16 protein-coding genes and 1 pseudogene are annotated in these 16765 nt (G+C 36.9%); 2 read left to right on the top strand and 15 right to left on the bottom strand.

The features are described from left to right. Together murQ and LMF32_RS13470 are read right to left on the bottom strand one after the other, a co-directional pair. Positions 1 to 767 (bottom strand): N-acetylmuramic acid 6-phosphate etherase (gene murQ / locus LMF32_RS13475; protein ID WP_230525050.1); only part of this gene is annotated, 767 nt, incomplete at its 3' end. A 16-nt stretch (positions 768 to 783) separates the two neighbouring features. After that, complete coding sequence (locus LMF32_RS13470) at positions 784 to 1857, bottom strand: MupG family TIM beta-alpha barrel fold protein (protein ID WP_230525036.1); 1074 nt, start codon at positions 1855 to 1857, stop codon at positions 784 to 786. A gap of 254 nt (positions 1858 to 2111) precedes the next feature. Here LMF32_RS13470 and LMF32_RS13465 point away from each other — a divergent pair, with 254 nt between their 5' ends. Beyond that, the gene (locus LMF32_RS13465) at positions 2112 to 2735 is read left to right on the top strand and encodes a histidine phosphatase family protein (RefSeq protein ID WP_230525037.1); all 624 of its coding nucleotides are present in this window, start codon (positions 2112 to 2114) and stop codon (positions 2733 to 2735) included. Between the two features lie 353 nt (positions 2736 to 3088). Further along, a complete protein-coding gene (locus LMF32_RS13460) occupies positions 3089 to 3772 on the top strand; it encodes a deoxynucleoside kinase (protein WP_092479564.1) in 684 nt (227 codons plus the stop codon). Positions 3773 to 3933: 161 nt separating this feature from the next. Here the strand turns inward: LMF32_RS13460 and LMF32_RS13455 are convergent, their stop codons facing one another. The 13 genes and pseudogenes from LMF32_RS13455 to LMF32_RS13395 form a co-directional block, all read right to left on the bottom strand. Next, entirely contained in the window at positions 3934 to 4488 is a 555-nt protein-coding gene (locus tag LMF32_RS13455; RefSeq protein ID WP_230525038.1) for a dihydrolipoamide dehydrogenase, read from the bottom strand. A gap of 150 nt (positions 4489 to 4638) precedes the next feature. After that, a complete protein-coding gene (locus tag LMF32_RS13450; protein ID WP_092479563.1) occupies positions 4639 to 4965 on the bottom strand; it encodes a four-helix bundle copper-binding protein in 327 nt (108 codons plus the stop codon). 125 nt (positions 4966 to 5090) lie between these two features. After that, positions 5091 to 5896, bottom strand: a pseudogene (locus LMF32_RS13445) (sugar kinase). A 138-nt stretch (positions 5897 to 6034) separates the two neighbouring features. Further along, positions 6035 to 7081 (bottom strand): LacI family DNA-binding transcriptional regulator, encoded by a 1047-nt coding sequence (locus tag LMF32_RS13440; protein ID WP_230525041.1) that lies wholly within the window; start codon positions 7079 to 7081, stop codon positions 6035 to 6037. Positions 7082 to 7241: 160 nt separating this feature from the next. Next, entirely contained in the window at positions 7242 to 7913 is a 672-nt protein-coding gene (locus LMF32_RS13435) for a hypothetical protein (protein WP_092479561.1), read from the bottom strand. A 254-nt stretch (positions 7914 to 8167) separates the two neighbouring features. After that, a complete protein-coding gene (locus LMF32_RS13430; protein WP_230525042.1) occupies positions 8168 to 8908 on the bottom strand; it encodes a glycerophosphodiester phosphodiesterase in 741 nt (246 codons plus the stop codon). A 173-nt stretch (positions 8909 to 9081) separates the two neighbouring features. Next, positions 9082 to 10044: an alpha-L-glutamate ligase gene (locus tag LMF32_RS13425; RefSeq protein WP_230525043.1), complete on the bottom strand. Its 963-nt coding sequence runs from the start codon at positions 10042 to 10044 to the stop codon at positions 9082 to 9084. A 29-nt stretch (positions 10045 to 10073) separates the two neighbouring features. After that, entirely contained in the window at positions 10074 to 11330 is a 1257-nt protein-coding gene (locus LMF32_RS13420; RefSeq protein ID WP_230525044.1) for a dicarboxylate/amino acid:cation symporter, read from the bottom strand. A gap of 345 nt (positions 11331 to 11675) precedes the next feature. Beyond that, on the bottom strand, positions 11676 to 12677 hold the full coding sequence (locus LMF32_RS13415) for a glycosyltransferase family 2 protein (RefSeq protein WP_230525045.1): 1002 nt from the start codon (positions 12675 to 12677) through the stop codon (positions 11676 to 11678). Between the two features lie 32 nt (positions 12678 to 12709). Further along, on the bottom strand, positions 12710 to 13693 hold the full coding sequence (locus LMF32_RS13410) for a glycosyltransferase (protein ID WP_230525046.1): 984 nt from the start codon (positions 13691 to 13693) through the stop codon (positions 12710 to 12712). Next, positions 13693 to 14415: a Wzz/FepE/Etk N-terminal domain-containing protein gene (locus LMF32_RS13405; protein ID WP_230525047.1), complete on the bottom strand. Its 723-nt coding sequence runs from the start codon at positions 14413 to 14415 to the stop codon at positions 13693 to 13695. Before LMF32_RS13405 ends, LMF32_RS13410 begins: the two co-directional genes overlap by 1 nt. Before the next feature lie 26 nt (positions 14416 to 14441). Then, the gene (locus LMF32_RS13400; RefSeq protein ID WP_230525048.1) at positions 14442 to 15734 is read right to left on the bottom strand and encodes an O-antigen ligase family protein; all 1293 of its coding nucleotides are present in this window, start codon (positions 15732 to 15734) and stop codon (positions 14442 to 14444) included. Between the two features lie 37 nt (positions 15735 to 15771). Beyond that, positions 15772 to 16701 carry a DUF6625 family protein gene (locus tag LMF32_RS13395; protein ID WP_230525049.1) on the bottom strand — a complete coding sequence of 310 codons (930 nt, stop codon included), beginning with the start codon at positions 16699 to 16701 and terminating at the stop codon, positions 15772 to 15774. Positions 16702 to 16765: the final 64 nt, after the last annotated feature.

The following is a 16765-nucleotide window of genomic DNA, read 5'->3' as shown; positions in this document are numbered from 1 at the left end:
GCTTGAGAAGCTTGTTCATAAGAGCAATCCGTTGCTTGCATGATGATGCGTTTTGAACGTTCTACCAATTTTTCATTAGATGGTTTTACGTCCACCATCAAGTTTTGATACACTTTTCCGATGCCGATCATTGAACTGGTAGACAACATATTTAACACTAGTTTTTGTGCTGTACCGGATTTCAGTCTAGTTGAACCAGTTAAAATTTCAGGTCCTACTTCTACTTCAATAGGTAAAGTCGCATAGCGGCTGATCTCAGCATCTTTATTACAGGAAAGAGAAGCAGTTGTTGCTCCGATTTCATTTGCATAAGTCAATGCTCCGATAACGTATGGTGTTCTTCCGCTGGCTGCGATTCCTAAGACTACGTCATTTTCAGTCAATTCAATGTGTTGCAGATCTTCTTTTCCTAAAGTAGCAGAGTCTTCAGCGCCTTCAACAGCAACGGTCATCGCTTTCATTCCGCCAGCAATCAAACCTTGTACCATAGTCGGATCTACACTAAATGTTGGAACACACTCAGCTGCATCTAAAACACCTAGACGTCCGCTGGTACCGGCTCCCATATAAATCAAACGTCCTCCTTTCTTAAAGCTTTCAATGATGGCTTCAGCTACTTTTGAAATTGACGGCAGTTCTTTTTCAACTGCATACGCAACTTTTTTGTCTTCCTCATTCATTAACTGTACTACTTCACTTGTAGTCAGTTCATCTAAATTCATTGTTTGGTGATTTCTAGTTTCTGTGGTTAATTTATCTAAATTCACTTATATTCTCCTCTTTTTAAATCATTTGTTCTTTCAACTCAAACTCTCCGCCTGCAAAGCACCAATCTAATAAATGCAAGTCCTCTGCTCTAACATGCGCTGCAACGTTGACTTTTTCATCTTTAGGTAAATCATGAACGACAACTTGTATTTCCCCCATATATCGTTGGTAGTTCTGATTGTCTATTGTTACAGAACCGCGTACTCGCTCAATCGTTGCATGTGGATTGATTTGAGGAACATCTCTGAACCGAGCATCTGCACTTCTCAACACGTCTTTAGCTGGGTCCCACCGGTTTTGATGCGTTCCTAAAACGGTTTCAAAATACGGTGACTGATTTACAGATTCAACAAAATACACGATCGTACTGTCCGAAATATATCTCTGGAATTGGTATATCGTCGTTTCTGTTATTTCCGGGTCTCCAATATACACTTCATCTACGAAACATTCTGTTATCAATTCAATGGCTGCAGCCAAAGGATGTTTGCCTCGGTGATCTTCTAATGTCGGCAACTGTTTATACAGAGGACCTCTCAGCTGTTTATCTCCAGGAACAAATGCAGCTACTGTAAAGCCGGTCTCTGCCAACCACTGATTTTTCTCTTTTAGTACTTCCTTCGCTAAACCCGTTTCAGGTCTGGGATAATAATTGTGCATAGCTACCATACGAGGAAAACTTGCTCCATAATGGTTCAACTCTTCAATATCGTTCTGAGTGATTGTACTAGCATTTAAAACGATATTTAATTCATGAGACATAAAAGCAATTTCTTGGTTTGAAAAACCGTAATCGACTCTAAGACCGTTTACCCCTTTTTCTTTCAATCGTTTTAATCCATCAACTGAAAGGTTAGAGACTCCAATCTTAGCCAAAGCTCCTTTAGAAACATCTGCTACTAGTTCCATTTCTAGTTCTTTCATTACTAATCCCAACTCAGCCAATCTTTCTAAGTATTGATCGGCATTTTCTTCTGGAATATGTAAGGAAGTAAAAACTTTTGTGAAACCTGCTTCTTTCATTTGCTTCAAATACCTTTTTCTTTCTTGAGTCAACTCGTCACCTAAGAATACAGATAAGCCAAACATGGCATTCCTCCTTACAGCGTTTTCATTTGCAACTTCATATTAACACACTGAAATTTTATTTCAACTACTTTTTTTGCACTTGTCAGATATACCATTAAAATTTAATGTAGTATTATCGTTTAAGTACATGACATAACAATGTTATACCTTTTTCAAAAATGTATCCGTTTCACTTTCGATAATCACTTCACACCTCTTTTATTTTCGATTTAATATGTTATCATGAAATAAAATTTCAATTTAGGAGAGATGACATGACTAAACTTTATTTTGTTCGCCATGGAAAAACAGAATACAATCTTGCTGATCGAGTACAAGGCGGAGAGGTTGATTCACCGCTTCTTCCAGAAAGCAAAGAAGATGCCATCAAAACTGGTATCGCTTTGAAAGACAAAAGAATCTCACACGTGATTGCCAGCCCGCAACACCGTGCAGTGGAAACCTCTGAATTAATTACCAATCAATTTGAACATCCCTTTACAGTTCATTTCGATGAAAAGTTTAAAGAATTGAAATATGGTGACTGGGAAGGAGCTTTTATCCCACAATTAAAGCAATCTTTTCCAGAAATGTTTCATCACCTAAGAGTAAGACCAGAGTTGTATGATCCAACTGAAATTGGAGGCGAAACTTACCTCGAATTAGTCAAAAGAGGTATTGCAGTGGTAGAAACAGCCTGTGCAGCTTTCCCAGGAAAAGATCTTTTGTTTGTCGGTCACAGCATCACAATTACTTGTACCATGCTTTCCCTACTCAAAAAAGAAACCAAAGATCTGCGTTCTTCCCCTCCGCTTGAAAATACGAGCATTTCAATTTTGAACTTGACTGATGGTCATTATTCTTTAGAAAAATGGAATGGCATCGACCACTCAGCATAGCTGCTGAAGGATTGTTGGTGATTTACATTCACCCACTAATTGCATCCAAAAGCCTCTCTTATTTGGAGAGCCTTTTTTCGTTGCTTATTCATCATCGATTTTCATAAACAGAACTTTCACTGTGGTCATTCATTTATTATTTCGTCAATCTTTCGTAACATTTGCATCTTTAGTTTTCTTGTTTTCATTATTTTACACAATCGTGTTTACAGAAAAAAACAAAACTCTTATAATCTGATCTCTAAAACAGGAAAAATATGCTATACTGATTAAGGCTATTTGAGGAAAGCTGAAGTTTTTTTAAATAAATGATAAAGACACGATCGGTCTTTGTTTGGGAGGATGACCGTTAAATGAAAGGAGAACAAAACGCAGTGATTGTATTGGCAGGAATGATTGGCGCAGGAAAAAGCACTTATACCGCTTTGATATCCGAAGCACTTGGCAGTGAGGCATTTTATGAAAGTGTAGACGACAACCGTATTTTAGAAAAATTTTATGAGGATCCGAAAAGATGGGCTTTCTCGCTGCAAATTTATTTTTTAAACACTCGTTTTAGAAGTATCAAAGATGCTTTTAAACATAAAAATAACGTCTTAGACCGTTCTATTTATGAAGATGCTTTATTCACGCGCATCAACTATGAACAAGGCAATATGAGCGAACCGGAAATGGATACTTATTTAGATTTGTTGGAAAACATGATGGAAGAATTAGACAGCATGCCAAAAAAATCTCCAGATCTATTGATTTATTTAAGAGGTTCTCTAGATACCGTTCTAGAACGCATCGAAAAACGCGGGCGCGACTACGAACAAGTCGAAAAAAATTCAGGTCTGTTAGACTATTACAAACATTTACATAGTCGCTATGACGGCTGGTTCAATGGGTACAATAAGAGTGCTACATTAACGATCGACATTGATCAATACGACCTAGAAAATCCCGAGCATGCTGAAGCGATTATTGATATGGTAAAAAAACGATTGAACGAAGTACGCAGTGAAACTGAAACTGCTCCTGTCGTTTCTCCATAACAGATAAAAAAGACACTGAGAGAAAATCTCAGTGTCTTTTTTAATGAATAAGAATCTGTATAACTTCTTTACACTTCAAATCATGTACATATCATCAAGTGGATGTTCTGTTTCTTTCCATTTGCTCCATACAACTATTTTTTTGCTGCTATTTTAACCGACTAAGAGATGTCTTGTTTCTTTATCCATACACAACCAATCGTTTGAGAGGCAGGTACAACTGCTTGATATCTTCCATGATTGTCATACGCTTTAAAGAATAATTTTCCGTCTTGATTGTATCCATATGCATACACCAACAACCAATGATTTTTATAGTTGCTGCCGAATAACTTGGCTGTGCCGACCGCTAGAGGCATAGGATTTGGCTGATTCAAGACATTCACCACTGTTGTTTCCGGAACTAAACTCATTTTTACTTTCAATTCAGGGATATCTCTCAAGACATAATCCAATCCCCATTTTAAATCCCAAGGAAAAGTTCCCTTATATGGAAACAAATCATCAATGACCGATTTTAAGCCGTTCAATAAATTGTCTTTGGCTAAATCAACTTTATATTCTTGTAAAAAAGTATCATGGACTAAAGCTGCACTTGCATAAGTCCCACAAATCCCTGGTTTTACGCGATTGATCCATGTTCGGTATTTTTTAAATCGATAGGGTTTTAACCCTACCCACTTTATTGGAGAAGCAGTTAAACTTTTTTCTTTCATCCCTGTACCATCCCTTGAATATTGGTTAAATGATGTTATCGACTTCATTGTTACTGTTAATATACCATACCACACCCGTTACAAGACAGTAGTAAAAAATCACTAGAAGTCCTATGAGAACTCCTAGTGATTCATCTACTAATCTATGATCTATGCTACGTAAGCCCGGCATACTTCAGCACATTCATGACAGACTTTTGCGCATTCTTGGCAATGATCATGGTCGTGTTTCTGGCATTCATCTCCGCAAGCTTGACAAATCTCTGCACATAACTGAATCAATTCTTTTGTAAATCGACTCTCTCTACTAGAAAAACTTGCTACTAAACCGCAAATATCTGCACAATCTCGGTCTAAACGAATGCATTCAGCCATCATTTTTACATGATCTTCTTTCAAACAAGCACTGAAACACTGGTTACAGGTCTCTTGACACTCTAACGCTTTTTGAGCCACTTCTTCTATTGTTGTATTCATACTGCGATCCCTCTTTCATTTTTTAGTTTACAAATTCAGTATAAATAGTCCGTAAAAATAATTCAAATCATACGGGTTAAAAAAGAGCTCTCACTTTTTAGTGAAGAGCTCTTGAATCAGACACTTTAATTTAATGGATTATTTTCTTGAATGTATTTTTCTAACTCATCACGTGAAGGCAACCCTTCATTATCGCCTTGGTTTTGTACTTGCAATGAACCTATAGCATTCCCACGAAGTACGCTATTTTCCATGTCTAATCCATCCAAGTAGCCGCTGATGACTCCAACTGCGAATCCGTCTCCAGCTCCTACTGTATCAACGATTTCTTTCACTGCAAAACCAGGCACATTTTTCATTTCTTGACCTTGTTTTTTATAAATGCACCATCAGAACCAGTTTTAATCACAACATATTCTACACCCATGTCTAAATAAAATTGCGCGATCGTTTCTTTGTCTCTAGAACCCGTTAATTTTTCGCATTCACTGATTCCTGGAAGGACCACATTTGCATAACGAGCCATGTTGTTCAATACTTTGATCATCGTTTCTTCATTTTTCCATAACTCAGGACGCATATTCGGATCGAAAGTAATGAAACTACCTGCTTCTCTCGCTTTTGCCATCAAATGGTACACCGCTCCGCGAGTCACTCGATTTACAGCAGGAGGTATGCCTGTCACATGCAATAAACGCACCTCAGAAAAATCGATATCCATCACATCTTCAATGGAGAAGTTTGTAAAAGCACTGCCTTTACGGTAGTAAGCTGTAATAGGATCGCCTTCTTTAGTTTTGTTCTTCAACATGATCCCTGTATTCAGTTCTTCATCAAATGTAATATGTTCTGTACCGATTCTTTCATTTTGCAGATATTTATAAATATATTGTCCAAATGGATCTTTTCCTAATTTCGTAAGAAAGTCCACTTCGAATCCAAGTCTGGCCAACCCTGTTCCTACATTGACTTCAGCACCAGCGATCCCTTGGAAAAGGTCTTACCGTCTTCCAATTCTCCATATTCATTTGAAATAAACAACCCCATTGGTTCCCCAATCAAAATTACATCACTCATTGATTTCGTCCTTTCTGTTCCACTCTTCTACTCTTGTAGATTTTCGTATTTTCAGTTCTCCAGGTAATTCCTTATATATAATGGAATACTCTTCTTTGTCTTCATTGATTTTTTGGACCAGTAAAGATGCACTTTCTTTCCCCAAACCATAAGAATTTTGAGCAACCGTTGTGATCCCTGGACTAATGATGGAAGCAGCCAAAATATCGTCGAATCCGCAAATGCCATAATCGACAGCTATTCTTTTCCCCATTTTTTCGATTTCTTTCAATACGTTCAGTAAAATCAAACCATTTGCAGCAATCAAAACTCGAGGTTCGGGCAGCTTAAAGAAACTTTCTATCGCTTCAATCAACAAGTCAATTTGTCCTTTCGCCATCACATATTGTTTCATCTCGATTTCTGAATGGTCTTTTAAGACATCTTCTAAAGCTTGGGATCTACTTTGTTGAACGGTATTGGATTTTATAGTCGGCGTAAAATAGCCAATTGAAGCAAAGCCCTCTTCCACCAAATGTTGCGTCAGCTCTTTGCTGAGATCGTAATTATTTGAGGTGATACAGTCATAGCTTTTATCCGACATGGATTTGTCTAACAATACAATGGGAACGTGTTCATTTTTCAACGATACTAAATAATCCTCATTCTCTCCTACTGTATTGATGACCAATCCATCTACTCGATTATCTAAAAAACGTTGGATATGCTTTTGTTCCCGTTCTTTTGAGCCGTCGGAAACGGCCACCATCAAAGAATAGTTCAACTCATTCGCACGGTCTGATAATCCCTTAATGATCGTGTTCGAAAATGGATTTTCAATATCTGCAATGACTGCTCCAAGGAGCATACTTTTTTGTGATTTTAAAGACCGCGCTATATTGCTTGGTCGGTACTCCAATTCTTTAATCACTCTTTCAATCGTCTGACGAGTATCTGCTGACATATAATCGAATTTCCCGTTCAAATAACGAGATATAGTCGTTCCACTGACGTTTGCTGCTTTAGCAATATCTTTTAAAGTCACTTTCTTTTTAGCCAAAATGCCACACCTGCTCTTTTACTGAATTATTTTGTGTATCGATTTCGTTAATCGATTTTAGAAATCGTTATCATTTATTTAAGTGTATGCTTTAAAAGATAGTTTGTCAACTCGTTTCCGGATTCTTCTTTATTTAAAAAAGATCAGCTCAGCTGATCTTTTACATCATCTTTTTCGCAACTGGTGTGAGCTTAATATGGTGGAGTGGAAAAACACGAGAAATATTCAAGTAGATAAAATTCATCATTGGAGCAAATAACAACGCACCGATGATTGTCCCTTCACGTATAAAGAAAGAACCGCCAAATAGCAAAGAAAGTGTTAAAGAGGCAATAATAAGAATGATGTCTGCGGATTGTCTGATTTTTCCAAAACTAGCTTTTGCACGCTTACTGATGACCATACACAGAGATTCTAATGGGAAACTGACGAAGTCTAACGCTGTACACAACCCTACTCCTAAAGCAGCTGTTAAGTTGCCTAAGATGACCAATAAGACATTCATATAGTATTCTTCTAAAACAAGAGAAGGCAATACAACATAAACCATTGTATTGATAACTTCGCCGATTAATAGAGATAAAGGGATTTGCATCAACTGAAACAGTTTGAAATCACGTTTTTGAATTATCCATTGCACAAATACCAACAATACATTAATGATAACTGAGACGGTTCCTACTTTGATCGTAGTCAATTCACTGATTCCGCTGTTGAAAGCATCTACTGCTGAAACGCCTATAGCCGCTTTGATACACAGACTTCCGCCTATACCTACTAAAGTTGTGCCTAAAACTACACAGATCACATTCATCATTATTTTTCTCGTCACACACTTCACTCCTGTTCCATTCTATTACCCAACACTATACGTAAAAGAACTGATGAATTCAAGGTAGAATACCAAATACACCAAATTGTCAGATTTGTACTTTCATTTCAAATTCAGATGACATATGTATTTCCTGACCAGTTGATTAGATAAACGCACTTTTTTGCATGCTTTTAACGTACAGAATTGTTTGAATAACACCAAAAAGGCAGCTTTTTTTTCAGCCGCCTTTTTGGTGTTTAGCATAGAATCTTTTATTTCGATTCTGCTAGTACTTTATTTAATTTATCTGGATAATTTGTAATGATGCTCGTCACATTAGATTGGACCAAGTTTCTCATTTGCTCTTCTTTATTAACTGTCCAAGTGTTGATCTCTAAATGACTCTCTTGTAAATCTTTTAGAACTGCAGGATTTTGTAATGTATAATGAGCCGGATGAACGCATTCTACCCCAACTTTCTTAGCGTATTCTCCAAAGTCAACAATCCAATCCGAAGATAATAAGCCGCATTTGATTGTCGGATCTAATGCTTTCAATTTCTGGATAGTGTAATGGTTGAATGAAGAAAAAATGATTGTATGCTGCAGTCGGTACTCTTGAATGAGTTCTACGACCTTTTCTTCAATACCTGGATATTCGAATACATTTGTTTTCAATTCTATATTGGTTGCTAAAGGTTTTTCTTTTACCCAATCGAAGTATTCTTGTAATGTGGGTATTTTCTCCCTGTCACGAATTTCCGGGAACTTATGTGCCGCATTGAGTTCCTGCAGCTCGTTTAACGTTTTGTCTTTGACATAACCTTTTCCATCCGTTGTTCTATTGACAGTGGTATCATGAATCACGATCAACTCTTCATCTTTGGTTAATTGAATGTCTATTTCGATACCGTCGACTCCTACTTCGAAAGCTTTTTGAAAAGCCAGCATAGTGTTTTCCGGGTATTTTCCACTGAATCCTCTATGAGCAAAGTTCAAAGGTTTCTTTTGCAATCTCTCTTCAACTCCTTTTTTATTGCTACACGTTTAGTATATCACTTCTATCATCATATCCTATGTAATTTACCTATGTCTCATTCTGACAGAAAAAAACAGTGCTAGCTGTTCGCTCACACTGTTTTTGCTGACTCTATTTTTTATTTTTGTTAAAGCTATTTGTAGTTTTCTTAAACTTCTACAGCTGCTGTTTTTTCCAACTCATTTTTCAAATACGTTGCTAATTGCAACATAGCATATTTGCCAGCTTCTCTTTCGGCGTCTGCATTGTAATTTGTATTGGTGTTTACATCATACGCATACGTTTGACCGTTTTCGGTTTCGATGAACTCAATCGCTGCCACGTCAATACGTTGTTGTTTTAAGAATGCTTCGTATAAGTCGATTTGAGCTTGTGGTAATCCATCTTCTTTGATTTTAAATTTACTTGGTGTCAACTCTTCAGGTTCTTCTGCTGGGCACATTTCTGTTCCAATAGGAATTTGGCAATTATCTGCTGGACAAAGTTCAAAACCATCACTGGAATCAACTTTTACAGCATAAAAGAATTTTCCGCCAATAAATTCAGAACGGACAATGTTTCCATCAGCTGGGCGAACGTATTGTTGGATCAAGCTGATTCCATCAATAGAATCTTCAAATTCCGGCCCATAAACATAGTCTTTCAGATCTTGGATTGTATACATCAAACGTACTCCGAGCCCTTTTCCGGCACGATTGTGTTTGATGATAAATGGAAAACGATTCAACTTTTCAGCTGCTTGGATAATATTTTCTTTTCCTACAGCACCAATAGTTTCTGGGGTGTTGATTCCGTTTGTTTTCAATGCTAAATGTTGTTTTAATTTGCTGACTTCTAATTCAATTGCTCCGGTACCATTGATTACTGTAGCTCCATAGCTTTCTAACCAATGCAATAAGTTGTCTGTCAATTCTGGAGCATAACGATGACCTCTGGTATGAGAAGAAGCACTCATACGATTATAAAAAATACCTTCTGGCGGTGCAACTTGAATATCTACTAACCCTTCAGATAGATCCCAGTTTTCATAAGGTACGTTCAATTCGTCTAATCGAGCTGTCAAGTGTCTTGTCCAATCATCATTTTCGTGAATAATATAAACTTTTTTCATATTTCATGTCCACTCCATTTCTTATCTTCTTATTTTACCAAATTTGAGCTCTCTTTTTCATTTAAAACGCCTGAAGGAACAAATTTCCCTTCCGTTTTCGCGATAACTACTGGTGCTAATGCATTTCCTACAACGTTTAGCGCTGTACGTCCCGCATTGACAAAAAAGTCGATCGATACCAGCAGCGCAACTCCTTGTGGCGGCAAGCCTAATTGAGTAGCAGAAGCTAATAAAACAACAACTGCTCCTGATGGGACTGCTGCAATACTTTTAGTGATAATGGTAAGGAAAAAGACCAATGCGATATAATCAGTGACGTTTAAAGAAGCACCGTATAAATTCACTACAAACATGACGGCTAATGTCGTATAAACAGCTGCTCCTCCAAGATTAAAGGAATAACCCAGAGTAGTAACAAACGACGCCACTGAACTCGGAACACCGAACTTCTTCAATCGATCAATTAAAGATGGCAACACTACACTGGAACTGCCGGTTGAAAAAGCTAATAAAGATAAATCACTTGTTTCTTTTAACAGAGAAAAATATGGAACCTTAAATCCTAGACCGATTATCGGGTACACTACAAATGCTACAATAGCATACGCTAGATAGGCCCAAATAACAAACTGACCTAGAGACAATAAATTACTGACTCCGTAAGTAGCCACATCATACGCTAAAAATCCAAATACTCCAATCGGTGCAACGGCAATCGCGTAATTGACCATTTTGAACATAGCACTTATCCAAGCATCAAAAAAATCTAATACTGGTTTTGCTTTTTCTTGAATAGTGACTAGAGAAATACCCAAGAAAATACCGAAGAAAATGATCGGCAATAAATTGCCGTCCGCAAACGCTTGGAAAACATTGCTTGGGATGATTCCTAAAATGAATGTTCTAAAATCAATACTGTTGGCAATCCCATCCAAAGCTTCCGTACTGATGGAATCGATCAATAGACCGTTCCCTACGTTGCTCAAAGCACCGATAATCAGCGTTAAGACAATCAAGAATGTCGTTACCACAAAAAAATACGCAAAAGATTTAAATGCAACATTGCCGAATCGTTTTGCTTTGCTGATTTCTACAATCGCTAATACGATCAAAGGAAAAATCAACGGCACAATGACCATTTGAATAAAATTCATAAATAAAGTACCTAAAAATTCCATTTCCATTCCTACAGCTGGGCTTAAATAACCTAATAAAGTCCCGATAACGGCTCCTATAACCACTTGGATCATTAGGCTGGGCCTTTTCAATTGTCCTCTTTTTTCCACATTCTTCCACTCCTCTTTATAAAACAAAAAAGTGCATGAGAAAATAAATTCTCATGCACAGTCTATGTTCATAATTGGTTTAATCTAAAAAAGCCTACAGTTTTCCCTGAAAACCGTAACATTCTGTTATTTAACAGAACACAAAAAGACTATTTAGCTGAAAGAAACCGCATACGATGTCAACTGATTACATGAGTTTTTGATACAACATGAACAACAACAGTTAAACATCAACATTTGGTTTCCTCCTTTTTTATTGAATCATTTTTTATGTTTCGTTTGTTTAAGCGCGCACTTAAGTGAAACTGGAACAATCTTAACAAAGGTTCACTGATTTGTCAAACATTAAAACAGCCAATTTTTGACACTCATTAGTAAGGAAGAATGCTGTATTTTTTTAAAAAAGTAGTCATTCTTTCTGATGATGGAGTAACTCAACATTTTCCAAGTAAACGGCCGACTATATGCCCTTAAAGATAATTTGTAAAGTATTCTTTTGATTTCTATGGTACGTTCTGTCCCAGATAATGATTCATCCGTAATAATGCCTGGGATGAGTATATCCAATAGGAATGTTTCATAAGCATTTTTTCCAAAACTATCTCGATGCTCTGACAACCACTCTTCACTAAAACGCCAATGGTTCGCTAGTCCAATCCGTTTTTCTTTTGGCACATCTGAATGATAGATCACCATTGGTTGATTCACTTGAAGAACTTGCAAATCAGGTAGTTGATCTACTTTCAACAGCCAGTCCCAGTCTTGGTGTTTGGGCAGTCCTTTTGTGAAAGGATATTGCAACAGCAAATGTCTTGGTGTGAGGATGGTTGAAGTTTGAATCAAACCGATTCTTTTTAATCCATTCGCTTCAAATAAGTAGTCAGCTATTCTTTCTTTACGACTATCTAAATAACTTACGATCGGCAGTTGTTTGTATTTTTTTTGATCGCTCGATTCATAGACATAAATGGACGTAAAACAAACGAACGAGTCTTTTTCAATTAAAGTATATTCTTTAATCAAATTTAATTGAGCAACAATTTTATCCCCTAACCATTCGTCATCGTCGTCCAATAACGCGATAAAGTCTCCTTGAGCTTTTTGGGCGCCGATATTCCTAGCTTCACTTCCCCCTACTTTCTTTCCTGTTTCGATCCATTGCAGAGAAATCCCACTTTTATTTTTGTAAGAATCTATCAGTTCAACAGTCTTGGATGACATTCCATCTATGACCACAATAATCTCTAAATTGTCATAACTTTGTTTCAACACACTTTCTATAGCTCTCTTTAAATAATATGGCCGTTCTATAGTTGGTATGATGACACTGACTAAAGGATGATCCATTTAACTTCTCTCCCCTCAGGTCCTTTTACTGGCTATCCTCGTACTAGTCGATACAAATCATACGAATATTGAGTAAAAGATCTATTTAATGAAAAGCTGTGAAGCAGTATTTTATCCACTAATTTAGCTTGTTTTAATTCCGAACTGCCTTTCAGCGTTCGAAAATGGAGATTAAAATTTGAAACCAATTTATTTTTGTATTCTTGATCGATTTGATTTTTACTGTGCATCAAATCAATGTATAAAAAAATACAGATTTTGCATAATTCAATTCTTGCCCAGTTTTGATATTGAGGCGAGTGAAGCAAACACTGCTGCAACAAATATTCTCCGGCTTCTAATCGATCAAATTTTTTCTCGGTGAATTGAGCCCCCATGATACTTTCTTTTCGCTGCAAATAATGATAATGACACTTAGGAGTGTTCACCATTCTTTGTATGTGCAGTAAAGCGTCTGTCAAGATAAAAACATCTTCATTGTTCTTACCGACCTTAAAACGCAGTTCTTCAAATAATTCAACTTTATACAATTTATTCCACACCACAGAACTAAATTCATTTGTTATATAATACGCTTTTTCAACTTCTGATTTAGTATCGAATCGTCTGTCCCCAAAGTGGATTTCACGTGTGATTTTCCCTTGCTCGTTGATCAATGTATAGCCGCATTGTACAACCTCTGCTTGATAGGAGAGAGCTAAATAAAGCATAGACTCATACATGTGACTATCGATCCAGTCATCACTATCGACAAATCCAATAAACTTTCCTTTAGCATTATCTAATCCAACATTTCTAGCGGAACTTAGTCCTCCGTTCTCTTTATGGATAACTTTTACTCTCGAATCCAGAAAAGCATATTCCTCACAAATAACTCCAGAGCTGTCCAGCGAACCATCATCCACTAGAATCACTTCAATTTGTTTATACGTTTGGTTTAATATGCTTTCAATGCATCGTTGGACATATTTTTCAACATTATATACTGGAACAATGATACTGATTAAAGGATTCATTAATATGACCTCCCATTCATCTGGTTCTTAGTTACAAAGCCTGCATCCCCTACAGTTTCTATAGAACTGATCACTCCAATAACATTCCAGTTTAATAACTGAGGAATCATCTTTTCAGTACGGATTTTTTGATCTGCTAAAGTCATGATCAGTGCATAAATGGTTCCGAAAAGCATCCCAATCAATCCACCCAAGATTGTATGGAAAGGCACATTTGGATAGATAGAAGAGGAACTGCTTTTTGCTGGAGATAAAATAGCTACATTTTCTATACTGATCACTTCCATGATATTTTTTTGGAATGAAGCAGCTATTTCGTTAGCAATCAATGCGGCTTTATCTGGGTGATCTGCAAAAGCTGTCAGAGAAAATACTTGAGAATTTTCTTCGATTGTGACTTCAATTTTTTTTTTCAATTCCTCTGCCGTAAATTCATTCCCTAGATTTTCTGCCGCATCATTTAATACTATAGAATCTTGTATTACATCCCGGTAGGTTTGAATCATTCGCAGATTGGTTTCGATTTCTCCTAATTCTATCGCTTGAGAATCCGAAACCCCTTGACTGACCAAAAGATTGGTAGAGGCTGAGTATTGCGGCGTCATAAGATATGTACTAGCTAGAAAAGCTGCTATTGCAAAAGCAGCACCACCAATAAGCAGCACATACCAATTATTTTTAAGGACCAATAAAAGTTCCATTAAACTAATCGTACTTTTCATCCGTATCCCTCCACTTATTCTGTTCTTCATCTGTCTGTTTTTGTTGTGTGGTTTTTTTCCTTTAGTTCTACCGAATACCACACTGCCATCCCTAGCAGAAGCCAAAAAATACGGGAATTATTAAAAGAGAGGGACAGCGAACTGACTAAAAAAGCAACCAGCATTTCTTTTGTAGTAAGGTGGACTTGTTTATTTTTCCCTTTAGAAACCGAAATAAAAAATACTCGAGTAATGTAATACATCATAAAAAGGGTTATAGGTATACCCCATTCTCCTGCCATTTGCAAATACGTATTGTGAGCAAGATTTCCCATAGGGCTCATCCCTTGAACAACCGTTAAGTAGTTGGCTGTATTTCCTACTCCTAATAAAGGAAATTCTTGAATCAAATCCATTGCGATGACCCATTGCTCCTCCCGCCCAGACCCATTTGCTGTAACGGCTTGGTCAAAGTCTGTCAGCAAGAGTTCTACTCTGGAAAAAACTGGGAACTTATCGGAAATCATTTCTAAAGAGCTGCTTAAAATCGCTTGGATATTTGGAAGAAAGAAAAACACCACAAACAAGCAAATGAGGTTGAAAATCAGTTTCCTCACTTCAATTTTGCCTTCCAGAAAAGTATTGAACATCCAAAAGACGAGCAAACATCCTAATGTAAGAAACCCAGTTTTCGAACCGGAACTAAAAATAGAAAGAATTAGTATAGAGATCGAACCGATTTTGAATAAACTAGGCAGAGGTTTATAACGCAATAGGATCGCTATCGCTGCACATTGAATGACCGAAAAGTAATTTGGATCATTCATCAGCCCCTTCAACCTCACTTGTTCATAAAATAATAAATCGACCATTTGAGGAATAGGCACAAGAGAAAAAATAATCCCTAAACAACCCAATATTACGGCTGCGATCGCAAACCATTTAAAAAGCTTTTGACTCAATCCGTTTTTTGCGATCAAGTAGCCAACCAAAAAATACAAAAAGCTGACCACTACCTTGATATAATCCGTCAATACAGCTCCTGCATAAACAGGGATTTGGTATAGATTCGGGATGACAAATACCGCATTTATAAAAATCACAACTGAAAAAAGCAAAAATACCAAGATGTGAGTGGATGATACATGGAACAAATTATAATTGATCAGCGCTCCAATAAATAAAACAATGAAAAAATCAGCCAATGAAATATTCATTCCAAATAGTACATCTGATTGATTCAACAAGGCTCCTATGAAACACGTCATCACAATCAGTACACTGCTTCCTGTAGAACTTTTAGTGGATTTACCGAGTTCTATGGGTCGTGAAACCATCATTTAAAGACTCCTTTCTTTCCTATAAAAGGTTACTTTTTTACAACATCAACCCCTTAAGAGTACGTTTTACTTTTATAGGGGTGATGCCTTTAAGCCGTTTGACATGATACTGAAAGGCTTGTTTGTAATTGGCTTTATTGATTTCGACTGTTTCATTAGAGGAGTAAAATCCGTAAGCAGAAATGACAAAAGCTTCTTCTTTTGTCAGTGAGGAAGGGGGCGTTGGGAAAGCACGTTTTTGTAGATGGATATAACTGTATTCTCGTTGCTGGATTTCTCCATTCTCTTCCCAGCATTTGTAAACATGTCCGTTTCTCCATTGGAAGAACTGATTTTTATGATGCTGATCATCCCCAAACAACACATTTCTAAAATAAGGTGACTGAGGAAGAATATCTGCGTATTGAGGATTATTGTATTGTCGCAATCCATATTTTTCGTACAGCAAATTGATTCCCCACTCATCAAAGTACATCACTTCAGGAACTTGAATACAGTACCTGAAGCTCGTATCTTTATCTCCTATCAAATCGAATGAGTGATTGACTTTTTTAGTATTCCGGTAAAGGATAAGATGTCCGTCCATAAAAATCTTATCGTGTTCGGCTAAAATTTCTTCTGTAATGAATTGCCTTAAATCGCCAAAGATCAAATCAATGTCACAATGTCCCCAGAAATCATACTTCTCTAAATAATCAGCAAATATTTTCCCGTAAGCAGGTTTGTAGTCGCATAATTTATACGGATCGGGTAAAGCAGCTGAAGTGTTTAATTTGTAAGAAATCAGGCTTTTCAACTGATCGAATGTCATAGGCACTATTTTCACGTTACTTGGTAATTCGTCGACTTCATTATCTGTAAAAATCAACCAATCGATAGATGGATTGAATGCACAGCTTTTCAAAAATAAGTCAAAATAGTTAGGGAATTCCCCGAAGTACGGCACAATTAAACCGATTTTTTTCATTTAATGTCACACTCCTCTTTCGGTACTTAAGATGGAAAGCGAATGATTTATGGAAAGGAAAATC

Source organism: Desemzia sp. C1 (assembly GCF_020882875.1).
GTDB lineage: Bacteria > Bacillota > Bacilli > Lactobacillales > Carnobacteriaceae > Desemzia > Desemzia incerta.
Note: the sequence above shows the minus strand (reverse complement) of the source record. Positions and strands in the feature narration are given on the sequence as shown.

What these genes read in the sequence shown, in the direction of transcription:
- LMF32_RS13450 (WP_092479563.1), bottom strand. Translation starts at nt 4,965, where the DNA reads ATGAATACAACAATAGAAGAAGTGGCTCAAAAAGCGTTAGAGTGTCAA.
- LMF32_RS13460 (WP_092479564.1), top strand. Translation starts at nt 3,089, where the DNA reads ATGAAAGGAGAACAAAACGCAGTGATTGTATTGGCAGGAATGATTGGC.
- LMF32_RS13405 (WP_230525047.1), bottom strand. Translation starts at nt 14,415, where the DNA reads ATGAAAAGTACGATTAGTTTAATGGAACTTTTATTGGTCCTTAAAAAT.
- LMF32_RS13415 (WP_230525045.1), bottom strand. Translation starts at nt 12,677, where the DNA reads ATGGATCATCCTTTAGTCAGTGTCATCATACCAACTATAGAACGGCCA.
- LMF32_RS13470 (WP_230525036.1), bottom strand. Translation starts at nt 1,857, where the DNA reads ATGTTTGGCTTATCTGTATTCTTAGGTGACGAGTTGACTCAAGAAAGA.
- LMF32_RS13455 (WP_230525038.1), bottom strand. Translation starts at nt 4,488, where the DNA reads ATGAAAGAAAAAAGTTTAACTGCTTCTCCAATAAAGTGGGTAGGGTTA.
- LMF32_RS13465 (WP_230525037.1), top strand. Translation starts at nt 2,112, where the DNA reads ATGACTAAACTTTATTTTGTTCGCCATGGAAAAACAGAATACAATCTT.
- LMF32_RS13400 (WP_230525048.1), bottom strand. Translation starts at nt 15,734, where the DNA reads ATGATGGTTTCACGACCCATAGAACTCGGTAAATCCACTAAAAGTTCT.
- LMF32_RS13410 (WP_230525046.1), bottom strand. Translation starts at nt 13,693, where the DNA reads ATGAATCCTTTAATCAGTATCATTGTTCCAGTATATAATGTTGAAAAA.
- LMF32_RS13395 (WP_230525049.1), bottom strand. Translation starts at nt 16,701, where the DNA reads ATGAAAAAAATCGGTTTAATTGTGCCGTACTTCGGGGAATTCCCTAAC.
- LMF32_RS13425 (WP_230525043.1), bottom strand. Translation starts at nt 10,044, where the DNA reads ATGAAAAAAGTTTATATTATTCACGAAAATGATGATTGGACAAGACAC.